21 protein-coding genes are annotated in these 17,627 nt (G+C 35.8%); 1 reads left to right on the top strand and 20 read right to left on the bottom strand.

Annotation, left to right across the window (positions count from 1 at the left end):
- Positions 1 to 418: 418 nt before the first annotated feature.
- The 11 genes from spoVG to metG form a co-directional block, all read right to left on the bottom strand.
- Complete coding sequence (spoVG, locus tag Y7E_RS0127440; RefSeq protein WP_000454042.1) at positions 419 to 712, bottom strand: septation regulator SpoVG; 294 nt, start codon at positions 710 to 712, stop codon at positions 419 to 421.
- A gap of 152 nt (positions 713 to 864) precedes the next feature.
- Positions 865 to 1,239 (bottom strand): RidA family protein, encoded by a 375-nt coding sequence (locus tag Y7E_RS0127435; protein WP_017154387.1) that lies wholly within the window; start codon positions 1,237 to 1,239, stop codon positions 865 to 867.
- A gap of 382 nt (positions 1,240 to 1,621) precedes the next feature.
- Positions 1,622 to 2,470, bottom strand: coding sequence for a pur operon repressor (gene purR / locus Y7E_RS0127430; RefSeq protein WP_026049375.1), 849 nt, complete (start codon positions 2,468 to 2,470; stop codon positions 1,622 to 1,624).
- Positions 2,471 to 2,524: 54 nt separating this feature from the next.
- Positions 2,525 to 3,394, bottom strand: a complete 870-nt coding sequence (ispE, locus tag Y7E_RS0127425) for a 4-(cytidine 5'-diphospho)-2-C-methyl-D-erythritol kinase (protein WP_017154385.1) — start codon at positions 3,392 to 3,394, stop codon at positions 2,525 to 2,527.
- Positions 3,395 to 3,590: 196 nt separating this feature from the next.
- A complete protein-coding gene (sspF, locus tag Y7E_RS0127420) occupies positions 3,591 to 3,770 on the bottom strand; it encodes an acid-soluble spore protein SspF (RefSeq protein WP_001985066.1) in 180 nt (59 codons plus the stop codon).
- Positions 3,771 to 3,862: 92 nt separating this feature from the next.
- Positions 3,863 to 4,126: a biofilm formation stimulator Veg gene (veg, locus tag Y7E_RS0127415; protein ID WP_026049373.1), complete on the bottom strand. Its 264-nt coding sequence runs from the start codon at positions 4,124 to 4,126 to the stop codon at positions 3,863 to 3,865.
- Between the two features lie 279 nt (positions 4,127 to 4,405).
- Positions 4,406 to 5,269, bottom strand: a complete 864-nt coding sequence (yabG, locus tag Y7E_RS0127410) for a sporulation peptidase YabG (protein ID WP_017154383.1) — start codon at positions 5,267 to 5,269, stop codon at positions 4,406 to 4,408.
- 264 nt (positions 5,270 to 5,533) lie between these two features.
- Positions 5,534 to 6,409 carry a 16S rRNA (adenine(1518)-N(6)/adenine(1519)-N(6))-dimethyltransferase RsmA gene (rsmA, locus tag Y7E_RS0127405; protein WP_017154382.1) on the bottom strand — a complete coding sequence of 292 codons (876 nt, stop codon included), beginning with the start codon at positions 6,407 to 6,409 and terminating at the stop codon, positions 5,534 to 5,536.
- The gene (gene rnmV / locus Y7E_RS0127400; protein ID WP_017154381.1) at positions 6,406 to 6,963 is read right to left on the bottom strand and encodes a ribonuclease M5; all 558 of its coding nucleotides are present in this window, start codon (positions 6,961 to 6,963) and stop codon (positions 6,406 to 6,408) included. The genes rsmA and rnmV overlap by 4 nt, the downstream gene beginning before the upstream one ends.
- A gap of 270 nt (positions 6,964 to 7,233) precedes the next feature.
- Positions 7,234 to 8,001, bottom strand: a complete 768-nt coding sequence (locus Y7E_RS0127395; RefSeq protein ID WP_017154380.1) for a TatD family hydrolase — start codon at positions 7,999 to 8,001, stop codon at positions 7,234 to 7,236.
- A gap of 163 nt (positions 8,002 to 8,164) precedes the next feature.
- The gene (gene metG, locus Y7E_RS0127390; protein WP_017154379.1) at positions 8,165 to 10,147 is read right to left on the bottom strand and encodes a methionine--tRNA ligase; all 1,983 of its coding nucleotides are present in this window, start codon (positions 10,145 to 10,147) and stop codon (positions 8,165 to 8,167) included.
- Between the two features lie 362 nt (positions 10,148 to 10,509).
- Between metG and Y7E_RS0127385 the strand changes: the two genes are divergently transcribed.
- A complete protein-coding gene (locus tag Y7E_RS0127385; RefSeq protein WP_017154378.1) occupies positions 10,510 to 10,794 on the top strand; it encodes an AbrB/MazE/SpoVT family DNA-binding domain-containing protein in 285 nt (94 codons plus the stop codon).
- A 20-nt stretch (positions 10,795 to 10,814) separates the two neighbouring features.
- Here Y7E_RS0127385 and rsmI read toward each other — a convergent pair whose 3' ends face one another.
- The 9 genes from rsmI to Y7E_RS32315 all read right to left on the bottom strand — a co-directional run bounded on the left by rsmI (position 10,815) and on the right by Y7E_RS32315 (position 17,327).
- Complete coding sequence (gene rsmI, locus Y7E_RS0127380) at positions 10,815 to 11,690, bottom strand: 16S rRNA (cytidine(1402)-2'-O)-methyltransferase (RefSeq protein WP_017154377.1); 876 nt, start codon at positions 11,688 to 11,690, stop codon at positions 10,815 to 10,817.
- Positions 11,659 to 11,949 (bottom strand): GIY-YIG nuclease family protein, encoded by a 291-nt coding sequence (locus Y7E_RS0127375; protein ID WP_017154376.1) that lies wholly within the window; start codon positions 11,947 to 11,949, stop codon positions 11,659 to 11,661. Before Y7E_RS0127375 ends, rsmI begins: the two co-directional genes overlap by 32 nt.
- Complete coding sequence (locus tag Y7E_RS0127370) at positions 11,936 to 12,676, bottom strand: tRNA1(Val) (adenine(37)-N6)-methyltransferase (RefSeq protein ID WP_017154375.1); 741 nt, start codon at positions 12,674 to 12,676, stop codon at positions 11,936 to 11,938. The genes Y7E_RS0127375 and Y7E_RS0127370 overlap by 14 nt, the downstream gene beginning before the upstream one ends.
- Positions 12,677 to 12,794: 118 nt before the next feature.
- Positions 12,795 to 13,145, bottom strand: a complete 351-nt coding sequence (gene yabA / locus Y7E_RS0127365; RefSeq protein ID WP_000412052.1) for a DNA replication initiation control protein YabA — start codon at positions 13,143 to 13,145, stop codon at positions 12,795 to 12,797.
- Positions 13,146 to 13,159: 14 nt separating this feature from the next.
- Positions 13,160 to 13,987, bottom strand: a complete 828-nt coding sequence (locus tag Y7E_RS0127360) for a PSP1 domain-containing protein (RefSeq protein WP_003194202.1) — start codon at positions 13,985 to 13,987, stop codon at positions 13,160 to 13,162.
- Positions 13,988 to 13,992: 5 nt separating this feature from the next.
- Complete coding sequence (gene holB / locus Y7E_RS0127355; protein ID WP_017154373.1) at positions 13,993 to 14,976, bottom strand: DNA polymerase III subunit delta'; 984 nt, start codon at positions 14,974 to 14,976, stop codon at positions 13,993 to 13,995.
- Between the two features lie 35 nt (positions 14,977 to 15,011).
- Positions 15,012 to 15,638: a dTMP kinase gene (gene tmk, locus Y7E_RS0127350; protein WP_017154372.1), complete on the bottom strand. Its 627-nt coding sequence runs from the start codon at positions 15,636 to 15,638 to the stop codon at positions 15,012 to 15,014.
- An 8-nt stretch (positions 15,639 to 15,646) separates the two neighbouring features.
- Positions 15,647 to 17,065, bottom strand: a complete 1,419-nt coding sequence (locus Y7E_RS0127345) for an aminotransferase class I/II-fold pyridoxal phosphate-dependent enzyme (protein ID WP_017154371.1) — start codon at positions 17,063 to 17,065, stop codon at positions 15,647 to 15,649.
- Positions 17,066 to 17,147: 82 nt separating this feature from the next.
- A complete protein-coding gene (locus Y7E_RS32315) occupies positions 17,148 to 17,327 on the bottom strand; it encodes a sigma factor G inhibitor Gin (protein ID WP_081584797.1) in 180 nt (59 codons plus the stop codon).
- Between the last annotated feature and the right edge of the window lie 300 nt (positions 17,328 to 17,627).

The raw sequence follows: 17,627 nt of genomic DNA, 5'->3' as shown, positions 1-17,627 counted from the left end.
AATTAGCGGAAAATTTTATTCAAAACAAGTAATATAAGTGCAAATTGAAAAACCGACATAAAACCTTCTTTTTTAGGTGGGAAAGAGCATTCGGCCTTGCATAGAAGCGGTCAGGGCCTTTTTAGCCCCCATGCCAAGTAAAAACAAAGAGAGAAAAAGAATGCAGGTCACCTTTTATTATTCATAGCAGCGACTTATACGTTTTAATAACGATTTATCCGGATGCAGTGATGAAAACAACTAAACTTTCACAGGCACATTATCCTCTGCCTATTTTCTTTTCTCACTATTTCACTTTGAGGCCATATGGCACTGATACAGATAACTAAATAATAAAAAACAAACTCCTGTAAGTGTTTACAGGAGTTTGTTACAAAATTATAGAGCTCTTTTTATTCGAGCTCTTTTTATTCGAATTTTACGAAGCTCCTGCTTCTTCAAACTCAACTTCTTCTAACTCGCCTAAACGGTGATACTCAGTTAAAACCGCATCTTGAATTTTAGAGCGTGTGTTAGAATTAATTGGATGCGCAATATCACGGAACTCTCCATCTGGAGTACGTTTACTTGGCATTGCTACAAATAATCCATTATTGCCATCAATTACACGAATATCATGAACAACAAACTCATGGTCTAGAGTAATAGAGGCAATCGCTCTCATACGGCCTTCTGTGTTTACGCGGCGTAATCTTACGTCAGTCACTTCCATCTTGTGTTCACCACCCTTTTCTAAATAAGCGATATGTTTGTATAAATTCCACAAATTTTCTATTTTCCCTTTAATTTTTTAAAAATTTTTAAGATAAAAATTTTTATTTTAGTGGAATATAAGAATTAATAGACGTTATCGCTTACAAAGATTTATTTTACAAGGGCAATTACTTCAATTTCGACGGAAACATCTTTCGGTAATTTTGCAACTTGTACACAAGAACGAGCTGGTTTATGTGTGGAAAAATATGTTCCATATACTTCGTTTACATCATTAAAATCATCCATGTCTTTTAAAAATACAGTTGTTTTTACAACTGTATCAAATGATGCTCCTGCTTCTTCTAATACAGCTTGTAAATTTTGAAATACTTGTTCTGTTTGTACTTTCACATCACCTGTTACAAGTTCTCCACCCGCTGTTAATGGAATTTGTCCTGAACTATAAAACATGTTATTTACGATAATCCCTTGTGAATATGGACCAATTGCTTGTGGTGCTTGATTTGTTTGAACTACTTTCATATTTTCTCACCCTTTTATTATTTTATTGTTACTTTCAAAAATAATTTACCCATACAAACTTAGTTCATCTATTCTAAAACAAATAGAATGTACCTTGCTAGTAGGCGGTAAGACTTTAGCTATATAAATCCATTTTGATTTTTCAACATATAAGTTGCTGCCACGAAGAACAAAAAGTTACCTGAGCTCGTTTTCCCTCTTTTTCACTTGACACGGGGCAGGAATAGGATCTGACCGATTTTATGCATGGCTGGATGCTCTCTCCCATCTAAAAATAAAGGTTTTATGTCGTTTTTTCAAATTGTATTTATATATAAGAAAAGGCTTACCGCCTACTAGCACTTGCATTTACAAAAAAAGATAAAGCGTATGCTTTACCTTTTTATTTAACTTCTACAAGCCCTTCGTCAAATGGTACAAGTGAATAATTCCCTTTTTCCACTTGAATTGTTTTCTCTTTAATATCTACTTCTGATAAACGAATTAAAGAAACAAAGTTATTAATAAGTCTTTCTTCAATATCTGTTGATTCTACTAACACGCCGATTCCAACAACATTGGCATTAAACTCTTCTAGCATACTAATCATGCCTTGAATTGTTCCTCCAGCCTTCATAAAGTCATCAACAATTAAAACATTAGCACCTTCCGGAAGACTACGTTTTGCTAAAGTCATTGTTTGAATGCGCTTAGATGAACCTGATACATAGTTAATACTAACTGTTGGTCCTTCTGTTACCTTATTATCTTTTCTTGCAATTACCACAGGTACATCTAAATAGTTTGCTACTGCATATGCAAGCGGAATTCCTTTTGTTGCTACCGTCATAACCGCATCAATCGGCTGTCTCGCAAATACAGAAGCAAATAGGCGACCCGCCCCATTGATATAACGTGGATTACTTAAAAGATCCGTCATATATAAGTATCCACCTGGAAGGATACGATCTGGATTCTCAAATAAACTGCACAGCTCATTAATAATCAGATTTGCTTCTTCTTCACTTATATATGGAATATATTTCACTCCTCCTGCTGCACCTGGTATCGTTTGCAATGTGCCGACCCCTTGTTGTTCAAACGTTTGTTTAATAATAACTAAATCTTCACTAATAGAAGACTTAGCTGATTGATACCGTTCAGCAAAAAAAGTGAGAGAAACTAACTGACGAGGATTTTGCAATAAATAGTAAGTCATATCGACTAGTCTTGTACTCCGTCTAATTTTCACACTCTCACCCCAAATCACGAATATTCTAAACAAATCATAACGTATTATACGTCTTTATTCAAGGGTTTCTCGCTCTCCTAATAGACGTACTGCATATACTTGTTCACAAAATCCTTTTAAACCATTATAAATACGATGCATACGTGAATCATGATGTACTAATCCAAATACAGTTGGTCCACTACCACTCATTAAAACTGCATCTGCACCAAAGCGCTTCATCTGTGCCTTAATGCGTGCAACTTCAGGATGCATCGTAAACGTCACATCTTCTAGTACATTTCCAACAGCACCACAAATTCCTTTATAGTCGCCACTATTAATGCATTCAACCATCTGCTCTACATCTGGATGTGTAACGCGATTTAATTGTAAATTTCCATATACGTCAGCAGTAGATACGCCGATGTGAGGCTTAGCTAAAATAACCCAACAAGAAGGAGGTGTCTTTATATGTTCAATCTTTTCCCCTCTTCCTGTAGCAATCGCTGTTCCGCCATATACACAAAAGGATACATCAGATCCAATTTCTGCTCCAAGTTCCGCTAGTTCATCTATTGTTAACCCTAAATTCCATAACTTATTAAGTCCTCGTAATGTAGCAGCTGCATCACTGCTTCCACCTGCTAATCCCGCTGCCACTGGAATTGTTTTTTCAATAGAAATAGATACGCCTCTCTTCACTTGAAATCTCTCTTTTAATAATTTCGCTGCTTGATAAGCCAAATTACGCTGGTCGTCTGGGACATACCGATTATGGGATACAATTTCGATGCGGTCTTCTGATAACTCCGTTAGCTCTAAACGATCTGCTAAATCGATTGTTGTCATAATCATTTTCACTTCATGATAACCGTCTTGTCTTTTCCCTAGTACATCTAACGACAGATTAATCTTTGCTGGTGCTTTCACTAGTAGCTTCAATCTATTCACCCACTCTATGTACTCAATCTTTTATCGTTTATTTTACCATAAATTTATAGTAAGACGATGACACTTCCCTAATTATAACGAAAAGCATTCAGAATGAAACTACTTATGTAAAATGATGATACCTTTTAGCGTGCAAAAAGCCGAGGAATTTCTCCTCGGCTACCGTAGCATAGAAGTTATCTTACAACTACTGGTTTTGTTTCATTAATTGCTGCTCTGCAATCTCAATGGCCCGTTTCACCATATTACCAGCATCTTTCGCACGAATTCCGCCCCATCCTTCTTTCTGAACAACATCATAAAATCCAAGCTCTTTTGCAAGCTCTTCTTTAAACTGATTTGACATAACTCCTCTTCGTCTACTCAATGCAGGGTCCCTCCTTATTTTGCTACGGTATAATTAGTTTATAAAAAAATGTCCTTCTTTATTTATGGGAATATATGTAACAGAGTAGGTAATTATCCTAAAATAACCTCGCTATGAGGATCATCATAAAACGTTAATTCCACCGTTTCTGTTAAAACATCTGCATAGCTATAAGAAACACGCTGCAGCGTATCCTCCTGTTGATCTAACTGTACAACAAAAACAGAACGATAAGTTTCTGCTAGTACACCTGATTGTTCCACTGTTTTTCTTCTTCCACTATTCGCCTTTAACATAAGACGCTTCCCAAGATGATGATCTAATTCACTTTTTATTTCATCTAAACGTTTTGACATATACTTTGCTACACCTCGCTGTAATTTAGAGTGAATACATAAATACATGATATATCTATCCCAATCATTGCCTATATGTAACGGACAATATCTTCGCAAGAACCTAATGCGTTCGAATAGATAGAAGAATTACTATATTTTAAAAGTATTATTGTATAGTCTGTACGTTCTTATCTTTTTTTATCCAATCACTTACAAATCCTTGTTTAAGGTACATCTTTTACCACGCAAACTGATACTTTTTCCATAATAAAAGCAAGGTACATCTATATACCTTGCTTACTCTTCATAATATTGAAAAGGTAACCCTGTTCGTAAAAGTCCCCGGGTCTCAATACCACCAAGACCTTTTTGCCCAGTAATAGTATTTCGAACAACATCCCATACGTTTACGCGCTCCATAAATGAAGTAAAACTAATCTTTCCCACTACATATACTGGATCCAATGCATGAATATTAATACGCGATGGTGAACTAGCAAAATTAGCCCCAGCTCGAATTAAAGCTTCAAAATGAGACTGACATGCCCCAGCAAAAATAACAAGTTGATCTAAAGATGGGTATTTTTTTCGTACTTCCCGCACGGCCTGTACAAAATGCCGTGAATGACGATAAGCTGCTAAATCTCCCATAACTCCTTTTGATTTTGTATATGCATCATGACCTGTAATTACTAAAATATCTGGACGAAAATGATCGATTAAATCAACTACCTTTTCATGCATTTCTGTTTCTTTACAATGGACACCTTGAACTGGAACACCTATCTTTGTATATAGATCTAAACATTTCCGTAAATATAATGGGTCTCCATCTATATGCAACACCCTACCTGGCATTTGAAAATAGTTAACTTCACTCGTATATCCACCTGTAGAATTATGTTCATGACGTTGCTTCATCAAGACATAGTCTTGTTGAAACAGACGATATGTTTGCTCTATCGTTTCCTTTTCACGCTTCGCTCTCTTCTTGTACTCTCTCTGGTCAATGCTAATTAAATCTTCAAGCGGTGCATCCGCTACAAGCCTGACTTCTTCTCCAAATAATATTGCAATCTCACCTTTTATTTCTGTAATGCGAAAAAGAATATCTCGGTTATAAGACTGTCGTTCTACTAAATCTCCAACATGTACAGCCATCATCCTACCTCCAAACTCATTAGGCCATCTCACTAACCATGTTCTGTTTTTAACGTATGAATTTAGAGTGAAAAGGGTGACAAAAAGGACAGCTCGACTTGAGCTGTCCTTTTATCCCGCATTAACGGGCAGTAAGACCCCCCACCTCAAAATTCAGCAAGAGCAAAGAAGTTAGGTGGGGGATTAACTGCCCGTAAAAGCCCGATTGGTGCGGGCTGATAATCAGTGGGGGATGAAGAACCCCCCACTGATTAAAGTTTCACTTTATTGTTTATGAGAAACTAACGCATTACTCAGCGCTGCAAATTCTTCGATTGATAATGTTTCGCCTCGTCGTTTTGGATCAATGCCTACGTCCGTTAAAATACGATCTAATAACTCTTTATCTTTCGGGAAACCATTTAGATTAGTTGATAAGTTATTCATCAACGTTTTACGACGTTGCGCAAAACTTGCTCGTACTACCTCAAAGAAAAACTTCTCATCTTCCACTTCAACAATCGGTTTTTGACGTTTTAAAAGACGAATAACCGCAGAATCTACATTTGGCTGTGGTACAAATACAGTACGAGGAACAGTCATAACGGTTTCTACTTCCGTATAGTATTGGATTGCGATAGATAAAGATCCGTAATCTTTCGTTCCTGGTTTAGCCGCTAAACGATCGCCTACTTCCTTCTGCATCATAACGACAAACCCACGAACTGGTAGCTGTTCTTCAAGCAACTTAAATAAAATTGGTGTTGTAACATAATACGGTAAATTAGCTACCACCATTACGTCTTGTCCTTCTTCGAATTGCTCTCCAAATACTTCATGCACATCTGCCTTTAAAACATCCTTATTAATAACAGTTACATTACCATAAGGAGCTAACGTCTCATCTAAAATTGGTAATAATCGTTGATCAATTTCAAAGGCTACTACCTTTTTAGCACGCTTTGCTAATTGCTCTGTTAACGCTCCAATACCAGGACCAATTTCAATAGCCCCGCTCTCTGATCCGATTTCTGCATAATCTACAATACGATTTAATACATTTGTATCAATTAAAAAATTTTGTCCTAAACTCTTTTTGAATGAAAACCCGTACTTTTCAACAATGTCTTTCGTACGATTCGGCGTTGCGATATCCTTCATTTCTTTTCCTCCTGTAATACTTGTTTATATGCTTCCGCAAATGCTTCTTTTGAAACTTGAAACATTTGTAAACGTTTATGTAACTGCTTCGCATTTGTATAACCAATCTTTAATAGTTTACCCATTTTTTCTCTACGGCTTTTTGCCTGTTCTCCGCCCACTAGGCCAGCATCTACTAGGTCACTCCAACTAATTTCGCTCGTATATACTTCCATTTCTTCATGAATATGTTCTAAAGCACGGCGAATGGATTCATTGGAAGCATGTTCAATTCCGACTCCTTTTTTTCTTTTTGCAAGCGCTTCTTCTTTTGGTAAGAAAGCATGCTTACACCCCGGAACCTTTTCAGAAATAATTTTCCGAATACGCTCTCCCGGATAATCAGGGTCCGTCAAAATAATAACGCCTCGTTTTTGCTGTGCCAATTTTACTTGCTCAATGACATGATCACCGATTGCTGAACCGTTCGTCTCAATTGTATCTGCATCAACAGCGCGCTTAATTGCAACTGTATCATCTTTACCTTCTACAACGATAATCTCTTTAATTTTCATGACTGCCTCCACACTCATTTCGTCTCTACTTAGTAAAACAAAAAAACGAATACTTTTCCATTATTATTTTCCCATTGATGCAATTTAAAAAGCAGAGGAGAAAAATCCTCTGCCTACTCTTCTTATTGTAACACTTTAATCTTTACTTGTTTTCTTCCCCATAAATCTATCCGCTGATTGACTAAATTGTATTGTCCTTCTAGCATCCTTTTCATTCTAAGGTAACAACACAAAAAGGATAAAAGGAAAGAATGGACCCCCCATTCTTTCTTATTCAACACCAAATAAAGCTTTTGCATTTTCTGTAGTTATCTTTGCGACCTCTTCGTATGAAATGCCTTTTAAGTTAGCAATTTCTTCTGCCACAAGTTTCACATAGCTTGGCTCATTTCGTTTACCACGAAACGGATGTGGCGTTAAGTATGGACAATCTGTTTCTATCAATAGCTTTTCCATTGGAATTTCCATTGCAACTTCTTTCGGTTTCTTTGCATTTTTGAACGTTACTGGTCCCCCCAATGAAATTAAGAAATTCATATCGATACATTGTTTTGCTACCTCTACACTACCGCTAAAACAATGCATAATACCGCCTACTTCAGCTGCATTTTCTTCTTCTAGAATATCCACAATATCTTGCGTTGCATCGCGGTTATGTATAATAATAGGCAACTTTACTTTCCTTGCTAACTGAATTTGTTTACGAAATACTTCTTTCTGTACTTCTTTCGGAGATTTGTCCCAATGATAATCTAATCCCATTTCACCAAGGGCAACAACTTTTGGATGTGCTGCTAACTCTTCTAACCAAACTAAATGATCTTCTGTCATATCAATTGCATCAACGGGATGCCAACCAACCGCTGCATAAATAAAGTCATACGTTTCTGCGAGTTCAATTGCTTTTTTTATTGTTACTTCATCAAAACCAACAACAACTGTATACGAAACTCCAGCTTCTTTCATTCTTACAATGACTTCCTGTAAATCTTCTTCAAATTGCTCTGCATTTAAATGTGAATGTGTATCAAATAACATAACAAATAACTCCTTTTATTTGAATTAAAAATCTCTTCACTAACAACGTAATGACAACAATAGTACAATCTTAATACAAAAAAGGAACTTTTAAAAAGATTCCTGACAAGAAAAAAGATGCTCCACGAATGTTACACGTGAAACATCTCTTATTTTGTCAAGATTACTTGATTTTTGTACCATTTGGTAAATTTTGATCAATTGTTGCTAACGACAATACTCCGTTTTCTTCACCTGCTAAAATCATACCTTGTGATAATTCACCACGTAATTTTACTGGTTTTAAATTCGTTACACAAATAACTTTTTTACCTTTTAATTCTTCTGGTGTATAAAATTTAGCAATTCCAGAAACAACTTGTCGCTTTTCTGTTCCTAAATCAAGTTGAATCTTTAACAGTTTGTCTGCTTTTTTTACCGGCTCTGCTTCTATTACTTCCGCCACACGCAATTCAACTTTAAAGAAATCATCTATTGTAATTTCTTCTGTTTTCGGTTCCTCTACCTTTTTCTCTTCCACTTTAGGAGCAGAACCTTTCATTTTTTCTTTAATATATTCAACCTCTACTTCCACCTCTAAGCGTGGAAAAATTGGTTGCCCTTTGACTACCTTCGTACCAGCTGGAATACAACCAATTGTAGAAAGACTACCCCAAGATTGATGTGCTTCATCTGTAAGACCAAGTTGCGCAAAGATTTTACTTGGTGTTGCTGTCAAGAATGGCATAAGCATAATGCCCATTTGGCGAAGCATTTCTGCAAGGTGTGCCATTACGGAAGCAAGCTTATCACGATCATTCTCATCTTTCGCCAATACCCAAGGTTGTGTTTCATCAATATATTTATTCGTACGGCTAACCAATTGCCAAATGGCGCTTAATGCTACTGAAAACTCCATGTTTTCCATCGCTTCTTCTACTTTTTTCAATGTATCCTGCGCAAACGTTACTAACGTTTCATCAAACTCTGTTACATTTTCTTTAAAAGCAGGAACTTCTCCATTAAAGTACTTATCAATCATCGCTACTGTACGATTTAATAAGTTTCCTAAGTCGTTTGCAAGGTCAAAATTAATTCGCTCTACAAAACCTTCTGGCGTAAATACACCGTCTGATCCAAATGGAACTTCGCGAAGTAAATAATAACGTAATGCATCCAATCCGTAACGATCAATTAACGTAACAGGATCAACTACGTTTCCTTTTGATTTACTCATTTTTCCATCTTTCATTAAGATCCAGCCATGAGCAAATACTTTTTTCGGCAGTGGTAAATCTAGTGCCATTAAAATAATTGGCCAATAAATTGTATGGAAACGAACAATTTCTTTTCCTACTAAATGAACATCTGCTGGCCAATACTTTTTATATTTCTCTTCATTATCTGTTCCATATCCTAGTGCTGTAATGTAGTTAGATAATGCATCTACCCATACGTAAATAACGTGTTTTGGGTTACCTGGCACACGAATTCCCCAATCAAAAGAAGTACGAGAAACTGCTAAATCTTCTAGACCTGGTTTAATGAAGTTATTAATCATTTCATTTTTACGAGATTCAGGTTGGATGAAGTGTGGATTTTCTTCATAAAATTGTAGCAGTCGATCTACATATTTCCCCATTCTAAAGAAGTAAGATTCTTCGCGAACAAGTTCTACAGCATGACCACTATCTGGGCTTTTTCCGCCGACTACTTTGTCGCCTTCCATAATTGGATCCACAAGTTGGTGTTCTGTATAGAATGTTTCATCCTGTACAGAGTACCATCCTTCATATTCATCAAGATAAATATCACCTTGATCGACAAGTTGTTTAAAAATCTTTTCGACAACTTCTTTATGACGATCTTCGGTTGTACGAATAAAGTCATCGTAAGAAATGTCCATTTTCTCCCATAGTTCTTTAATTCCTGCTACAATGTTATCAACATATGCTTGTGATGTAACTTGTAGTTCTTCTGCTTTCTTTTGAATCTTTTGTCCATGCTCATCAGTACCTGTTAAATAATGAACATCATATCCTTGCATGCGCTTGTAGCGTGCCATTGCATCTCCTGCTACCGTTGTGTAAGCATGTCCAATATGAAGCTTTCCGCTTGGATAATAAATTGGAGTAGTGATATAAAAGGTCTTATTTTCCTCTGTCATTGTTTTGAACCTCCCAAATGACCTCATATGTATTTATAAACAGTATATCAAAAACTGACGCATAAAAACGAATTAATGCTCGATTATCTTTATCATCTATTACTCATATTCAAAAAAATATACAATAATTTATCTGAAATATTGATAAAATTAAAAAATACAGTAAAATACTTGTGTAATTCTTTCATTTTCTATTATATATAAGAAGTATAAAAATCTATAATTCTTTTATAAAATATAAAATTTAAGAATTGACGGAAATGTAAATGATTGGTATCATATGTTCATAGGGTATTTTGTCGAAAAATGACGAATTAAAATATAGACTCGCAAACTTACAGAATATGAGGAGGATAACGAATATGAAATCTACTGGTATCGTTCGTAAAGTTGATGAATTAGGCCGTGTTGTAATTCCGATTGAATTACGTCGTACATTAGGTATTGCTGAAAAGGATGCTCTTGAAATTTACGTTGATGACGAAAAAATCATCCTAAAAAAATATAAGCCAAACATGACTTGCCAAGTAACTGGTGAAGTATCTGATGGTAACCTTTCTTTAGCTGAAGGTAAAATTATTTTAAGCAAAGAAGGCGCTGAACAAATCTTAAACGAACTTCAACAATATATTCAAGCAACAAAATAAGCTTCTCAATTATGAGAAGCTTATTTTTTATCGACATGATAGATTTGATAGACGTCTCGTTTCGACAAATCTCGATCTTTGGCAACTTTTTTAATTGCATCCTTTGAAGACATTCCTTGCTCGTTTATATAATATTCGATATGATCATATACTGATATAGATTCCCACCATTGTTCCTCTGGAGCAGCTTCCTCTTTTGATCCAGATACCAATATACAAAATTCACCACGAACTTCATTTTGTTTTGTCCATTCGATTGCTTCTTCTATTGAGCCACGAATAAATTCCTCAAATTTTTTCGTTAACTCTCGGCACAATACAATTTCTCTATTTCCAAGTACTTCTTTCATAGAAATTAATGTATCATCTAACCGATGTGGCGCTTCATAGAACATCATCGTAGTTGGAACATAACGAAGCTTTTCTAATTCCGCCTTACGCTCTTTTTTATTTCTTTGTAAAAATCCATAAAAATAGAAATGTCTCGTTTCTAATCCTGATGCAATTAACGCTGTAAGAGCAGCGTTTGCCCCCGGAAGCGGAATAACATGGTATTGCTTCTCTACAGCTTCTACAACAATGTCGTAACCTGGATCAGAAATACAAGGCATACCAGCATCACTTACAAGCGCTACTGTTTTTCCATCTTCTAGCTTATCTAAAATTTTCTGCCCACTTACTCCCTTATTATGCTCATGGTAACTCATAACCGGTGTTTCAATTTCAAAATAGTTACAAAGCTTTTTCGTCTGCCGTGTATCTTCAGCAGCAATGATATCAGCCTCTTTCAATATCCGAATAGAACGAAACGTCATATCTTCTAAATTACCAATCGGTGTTGGAACTAAATATAAGACTCCCTTTTCATTTGCTTGAAAGCTTTTTTGCTGCCACATAGCGTTCTCCTTTTTGCATATATTCTTCTTTGTCTTTTCGCTTTAACTGTTTAAAATGATATTCAGCTTGCATAGCTGTTGTTTTATCTTCATGAACCTCTACATATTTTAAAACAACAGGAAGCCTAGCACGAGTATAACGTGCTCCCTTCCCGCTATTATGAGTTTGAATTCGTTTCTCTAAATTATTTGTATACCCTGCATAATAACTTCTATCTGAACATTCCACTACATAAAAATAATGTTTATTCTTCTCCATATAGAATCGAACGAAGCTCCTTTGTATACTCATTATTTTCCTCATATACAAAAAGAGGCGGTAAAATTTTTAAATCTGCATTTCCATCTTTAATTCCTTCTATTAGTAGCGTATTTGCTTCTTTCCCCGCCTTTGGATATACAAACTGTACACGTTTTGGTTCAATCTTATATTTTCTCATTAATGTTACAATATCAAGTAATCGACCTGGGCGATGAACAAACGCTACCTTACCACCTTGTTTTACAAGCTGACTACTAGCATATACGACATCCTCTAATGTGCACATAATTTCATGACGAGCTATAGCTAAATGCTCGTTAATGTTTTTCTCAGACGCCTTTGGCGTTTGAAAATATGGCGGATTACATGTTACAACATCGTATTGATGGCGCCCAAGCTGTTCTGGCATATCCTTTAAGTCTCCATGTATTAATTGGATTCTTTCTTCTAACTTATTATACTGGACGCTTCTTATTCCCATATCATACAAGCGTTCTTGAATTTCTACTCCTGTAATATTTCCTTTCGTTCTTGTGCTTAATAAAAGTGGAATAACAGCATTTCCTGTACATAAATCAAGTAAATTTCCCTTTTGAATCGGAACCCATGCAAAATTTGCAAGTAACACTGCGTCTAAAGAAAAATTAAACACAGATGGGCTTTGAATAATTTTCATTTCTTCTGCTAGTAAATAATCTAAACGTTCATCTTCATATAAGTGCATATGCTATTCCCTTTCTTATACTTAACCTACCCTATTTACGTAAAAGCAAAAACTATTTCATCTTATCTTTACTCTCATGTATAAAAAATTACCTTTCCAATATATTGGAAAGGTAATTTCATTTTTTATTTAAAAATGATAGACAGAATAAACAATCTCCTTCTTTACGTACACTTCCATAATGTAAATTACAGATATGGAAACCTTCCTGATATAGACGGGCTAAGTTATCATACCCTTCACCAATATCTGTTTTGGGTTTCATTTCTTTTCGTTTTTGAGTTTTTTGTTTTTCCTTATTCTGTACTTCTTCAAAACGACGTCGCAAATTTTCATTTTCCATTTTAATATGTTGGTTTTCTTCAAGTAACTCTGCAAGATGTTGCTTTAATTCTCCCAACTGTTTGTATAAATGTCCAATTTGCTCTTCCATACTGGAAACCGCTGCAAAAATATCCTTTTTCTCCACAAGCACCCACCTCATTAATCTGTGGTTTGACTCGAAACGACCCCTTCATTAATTAATTCATCTAACGTATATTCTACTATCCGTTCCTTGTCTACTAGCTCCACTTGAATTAATCTTTCTAAAATATTTAATCCGATGACGCGTCCAAGACCATGCGGTGTTTGTATACGTTGATCTAAATCAGGGAGTTGCTCCTTTGCCGCTTCATACTCGTCGTTCTCATATTTTAAGCAACACATTAATCGGCCACATAAGCCAGAAATTTTCGCAGGATTTAATGATAAATTTTGATCCTTCGCCATTTTAATGGATACAGGTTCAAAATCACCTAAAAATGTAGAACAACAAAGCATACGACCACACGGACCAATACCACCAAGCATTTTTGCTTCATCGCGAACACCAATCTGTCTTAGCTCAATCCTTGTCCGGAAAATTGCCGCTAAGTCTTTTACAAGCTCACGGAAGTCAATACGACCATCCGCTGTAAAATAGAAAATGATCTTATTGCGATCAAATGTATATTCTACGTCTACAAGTTTCATATCAAGCTTATGTTCCCCTACCTTTTGTTGACAAACTTGATACGCCTCTTTTGCAGCATGTTTGTTCTCTTCAACAATTGTCCGATCATTTTCATTTGCAATGCGAATGACTTTTTTTAGCGGCAGTACAACATCGTTTTCATCAACTTGCTTTTTTGTAATAACTACTTTCCCATACTCAATACCTCGTACAGTTTCCACGATCACAAATTCATTTTCTGAGATATCGAATTGATTCGGGTCAAAGTAATACACTTTTCCGGCCTTCTTAAAGCGAACACCTACTACATCATACAAAACGGTCATCCCTCCTGCAACCGCAACACTAACTGTTCGAACACAAGCTGCGCATTTACATTAGCGTTGATTCTATTTTTTGATTCTAATATATTAAAAAGAGCTGATACAATGCGCTTTTGAGCGTAGGAGAAAGAATGAAACATCTCCTTCTGCTCCTGAAAGACAAGACGATCTTCCTCTCCTAGTTGAACATATAATAAATCCTTATAAATAAGGAGTAACATATCTAAACCTTGTTGTAATTGTTCCTTCTCTCCAAAGTGTTTCCCCCACTTTTCTTGTACAAAAAAAAGAGAGGCTGTATCTTTTTCGAGCGCTTCACATAATTTTATCACTAAAGTTCGTGCTTGTGCAAACCATTCATCATTGCACAGTAATAATGCTTCCTCAAAACTATTCGTAAGCTGTGCGGAAAGAGTAGATAAAGAAACTGCAACTCCTTCCGCCTGTAACCTCTCAATTAAGGCTTCTGCAGCGAGAGGTCTAAATGTTACAACTTGACAACGGGATAAAATCGTATTTAAAATTTGATGACTTTGTTCAGTAAGTAAAATAGCCGTTGTATCGCTACTTGGTTCTTCTAAAAATTTCAATAAGGTATTAGCAGCATTTGCCGTCATTCGATCTGCGTGCTCAATAATATACACCTTTTTATTTGCCTCTAAACCTGTTTTTGAAAACTCTTCCTGTAAATCATGAATTTGTTGTTTTTTAATAGATAACCCATCTGGTTTTACGACATGTAAATTAGGATGGTTACCTGAATCAATCCGTCGGCAATTCGTACATGTATGACACGGTTCTACACCTTTTCTTTGTAAACAAAGAAAACTTTTTGCCATTTGAATTGCCGTTTCATATTTTCCAGTTCCTTTTGCGCCTTCTAACAAATAAGCGTGGGATATACGCCCTTTTGCAATACTATTCATCAACATCTTTACACCAATGGGTTGTATAGCAGAAAGCTGCTCCCACGTCCTCGTCATAATGCATACCTCACTTGTTTTATACTTTCCTTCTATTATAACAATTTATTTTCTATAAGCTGAATAACTTCTTCCATAATCTTTTCTATTGGTTGATCTGCATTCACAACAACTATGCGATCTGAAAAGCGCTCTACAAGCTGTAAGTACCCCTCACGGACGCGCTTATGAAATTGCATGCTTTCCATATCTAAACGATTCACTTCACGATTAGCATCCTTTTCAATGCGTGCTAAGCCTACTTCAGGTTCAATATCTAGATAGATTGTCAATTTAGGCATACAGTCTTCAGTTGCAAACCGATTAATTTCAAATACCTTATCAATACCTAAACCTCTTGCATACCCTTGATAAGCAAGAGAACTGTCAATAAAACGATCACATATCACGAGGTAGTTTTTCTTCAAGGCTGGCATAACCTTCTCTACTAAATGCTGTCTCCGTGCTGCAGCATATAATAATGCCTCTGTACGTGCTTCCATCATCGTATACTCTTGTTTATGTAAGATTCCTCGAATCTCTTCTGAAATCGCGATACCACCTGGTTCCCTTGTTGCTATTACTTTTTGTTCTTTCTTTTCAAAGTACGGTAATAACTTTGTAATTAATGTCGATTTACCTGATCCCTCCGGCCCTTCAATTGTTACAAATAATCCCTTCATCCTGAAACCTACTTTCTTTCTATATCATACACATTCATATATTTTATATTTCCTTGAAAACGAGCACCTGTTTCTTCTAAATAAGAAATTTGTTCGATGTGTTCTATAGTAATTTCCTCTCCATACATAAGTAATGGAATGCCCGGTGGATACGGAATAACCATATCCGCTGCAATCATCCCAGCAGCTTCTTGTAAAGGTATAACTTTTTTCTTATACTTTCCTAATTGCTTATAAGTAAATGGTAAAGAAGAAAAGGCCCCTTTGCAAGTATACCGAATAGATGGTATCTTGTCTGTTACCGTATAATTACGTAATGCTGACCGTATTACTTCTATCGCTTTTATATACTGCTCATTCACTTGCAATGGTAAAATAAATAGAACATTAAATGGATCAGCCATTTCTGCGTATATACCTATCTTTTCAAATATAGATTGTAATTCGTATCCAGACAGCTCACAGCGCGTTTGTACCGTAACTTTGAGCTCATCCTGCAAATGATACTGTAAAACAGCGATTTGTGGAATACTTTGCAATCCCTTCCTAAATCCCCTCACAAACTCCACAATTTCATGACAGCCCTTCTCCTTCATATTTGCTAGCGCAAAACGAGCTACATCTAGTGAGGCCATAATTGGATAAGACGGGCTGCTAGATTGTAGCATACTTAAATAAGAAGAAACTTTTTCTTCATTCACTAAATTACTATTGATATGCAAATAAGAACCCATAGTCATAGCGGGTAATGTTTTATGCGCTGAGTGTACAACTATATCAGCACCGTATTCTAATGCTGACTTAGGAAATGGTTCCCCTATACAAAAATGGGCTCCATGTGCCTCATCTACTAAAACAGGAATTTTATGTGCATGTGCACACATAATACTTTCTTTTAAATCCATCCCCATACCGTAATAATTAGGATGTGTTAAAATCAATGCTCTTGCTTCTGGATATCGTTCAATAGCTTTCTTAATAACCTCATGCTGAACCCCAACTGGCACGCCATACAATTCATCAATCCAAGGCTCTAAAAATACTGGATTCACTCCAGCTAACTTCAAGCCATTGATAATAGACTTATGACAATTTCTTTGTACAAGGACAATATCATGCTCCTCACAGCATGATAAAATCATTGCCAAATTCCCGACTGTAGAACCATTAATTAAAAAATAACTCTTTTTTACACCATATACATCAGCAAGCAATTGCTGTGCTTCATCTATACATTCAAACGGACTATGCAAATCATCTAATCCTGCTAATTCTGTTACATCGATAGAAAGTACATCACTAAAACCGGCTTGTGCCTGCTCCGGAAAATTCAAACCATTCTTATGTCCTGGAACATGTAAAGATAGTGGCTTTTTATCTTTAAACTGGATTAACGCTTCATATAACGGTATTCGATTTTGATCCATGTTCATCTCTTCCTTACTCTTCATTCTCTACTTATTATACAGAGATATTAGGACAAAAAAAATAATAGGCATGTGTGCCTATTTATGAATATAATATTTGAATTTTCCGTAGCTGTTGTAAATAGTATATATATTTAGGATCATTCGTTTCAGTTTCTACCATCTCCCGCTCACAAGTATCACATATAAAACTCGTGTGTACATGTATACCATCATCTTTCCTATTCTCACATATAATGCAAACCTCATGTTTTGTTTCCATATCTTTATCCTAATCACTTTCCTCTAAATGAAAATGATGTAGGATATTTCCCCCCTTCTATTTTGAATTAAAATATACTTACTCCTATTCCTTGACACTTTTCCGGAAAATATACATCGTTTCGTTATATATGTATGATATGAATCCTAACTGGGCAGTGTGTTTGTCATCCAAATAATGAAATTAAACTTTCTTCTACAATGCTTTTATTGTCTTTTTACCTTAAAACATAAAAAGCACGAGTCAATTGACTCGTGCTTTAATTGCTTGGCGACGTCCTACTCTCACAGGGGCAAGGCC

Source organism: Bacillus bingmayongensis, assembly GCF_000299035.1.
Classification (GTDB): Bacteria; Bacillota; Bacilli; order Bacillales; family Bacillaceae_G; genus Bacillus_A; species Bacillus_A bingmayongensis.
The sequence above is the reverse complement of the archived record's forward strand: the minus strand, read 5'-3'. Positions and strand labels throughout refer to the sequence as shown.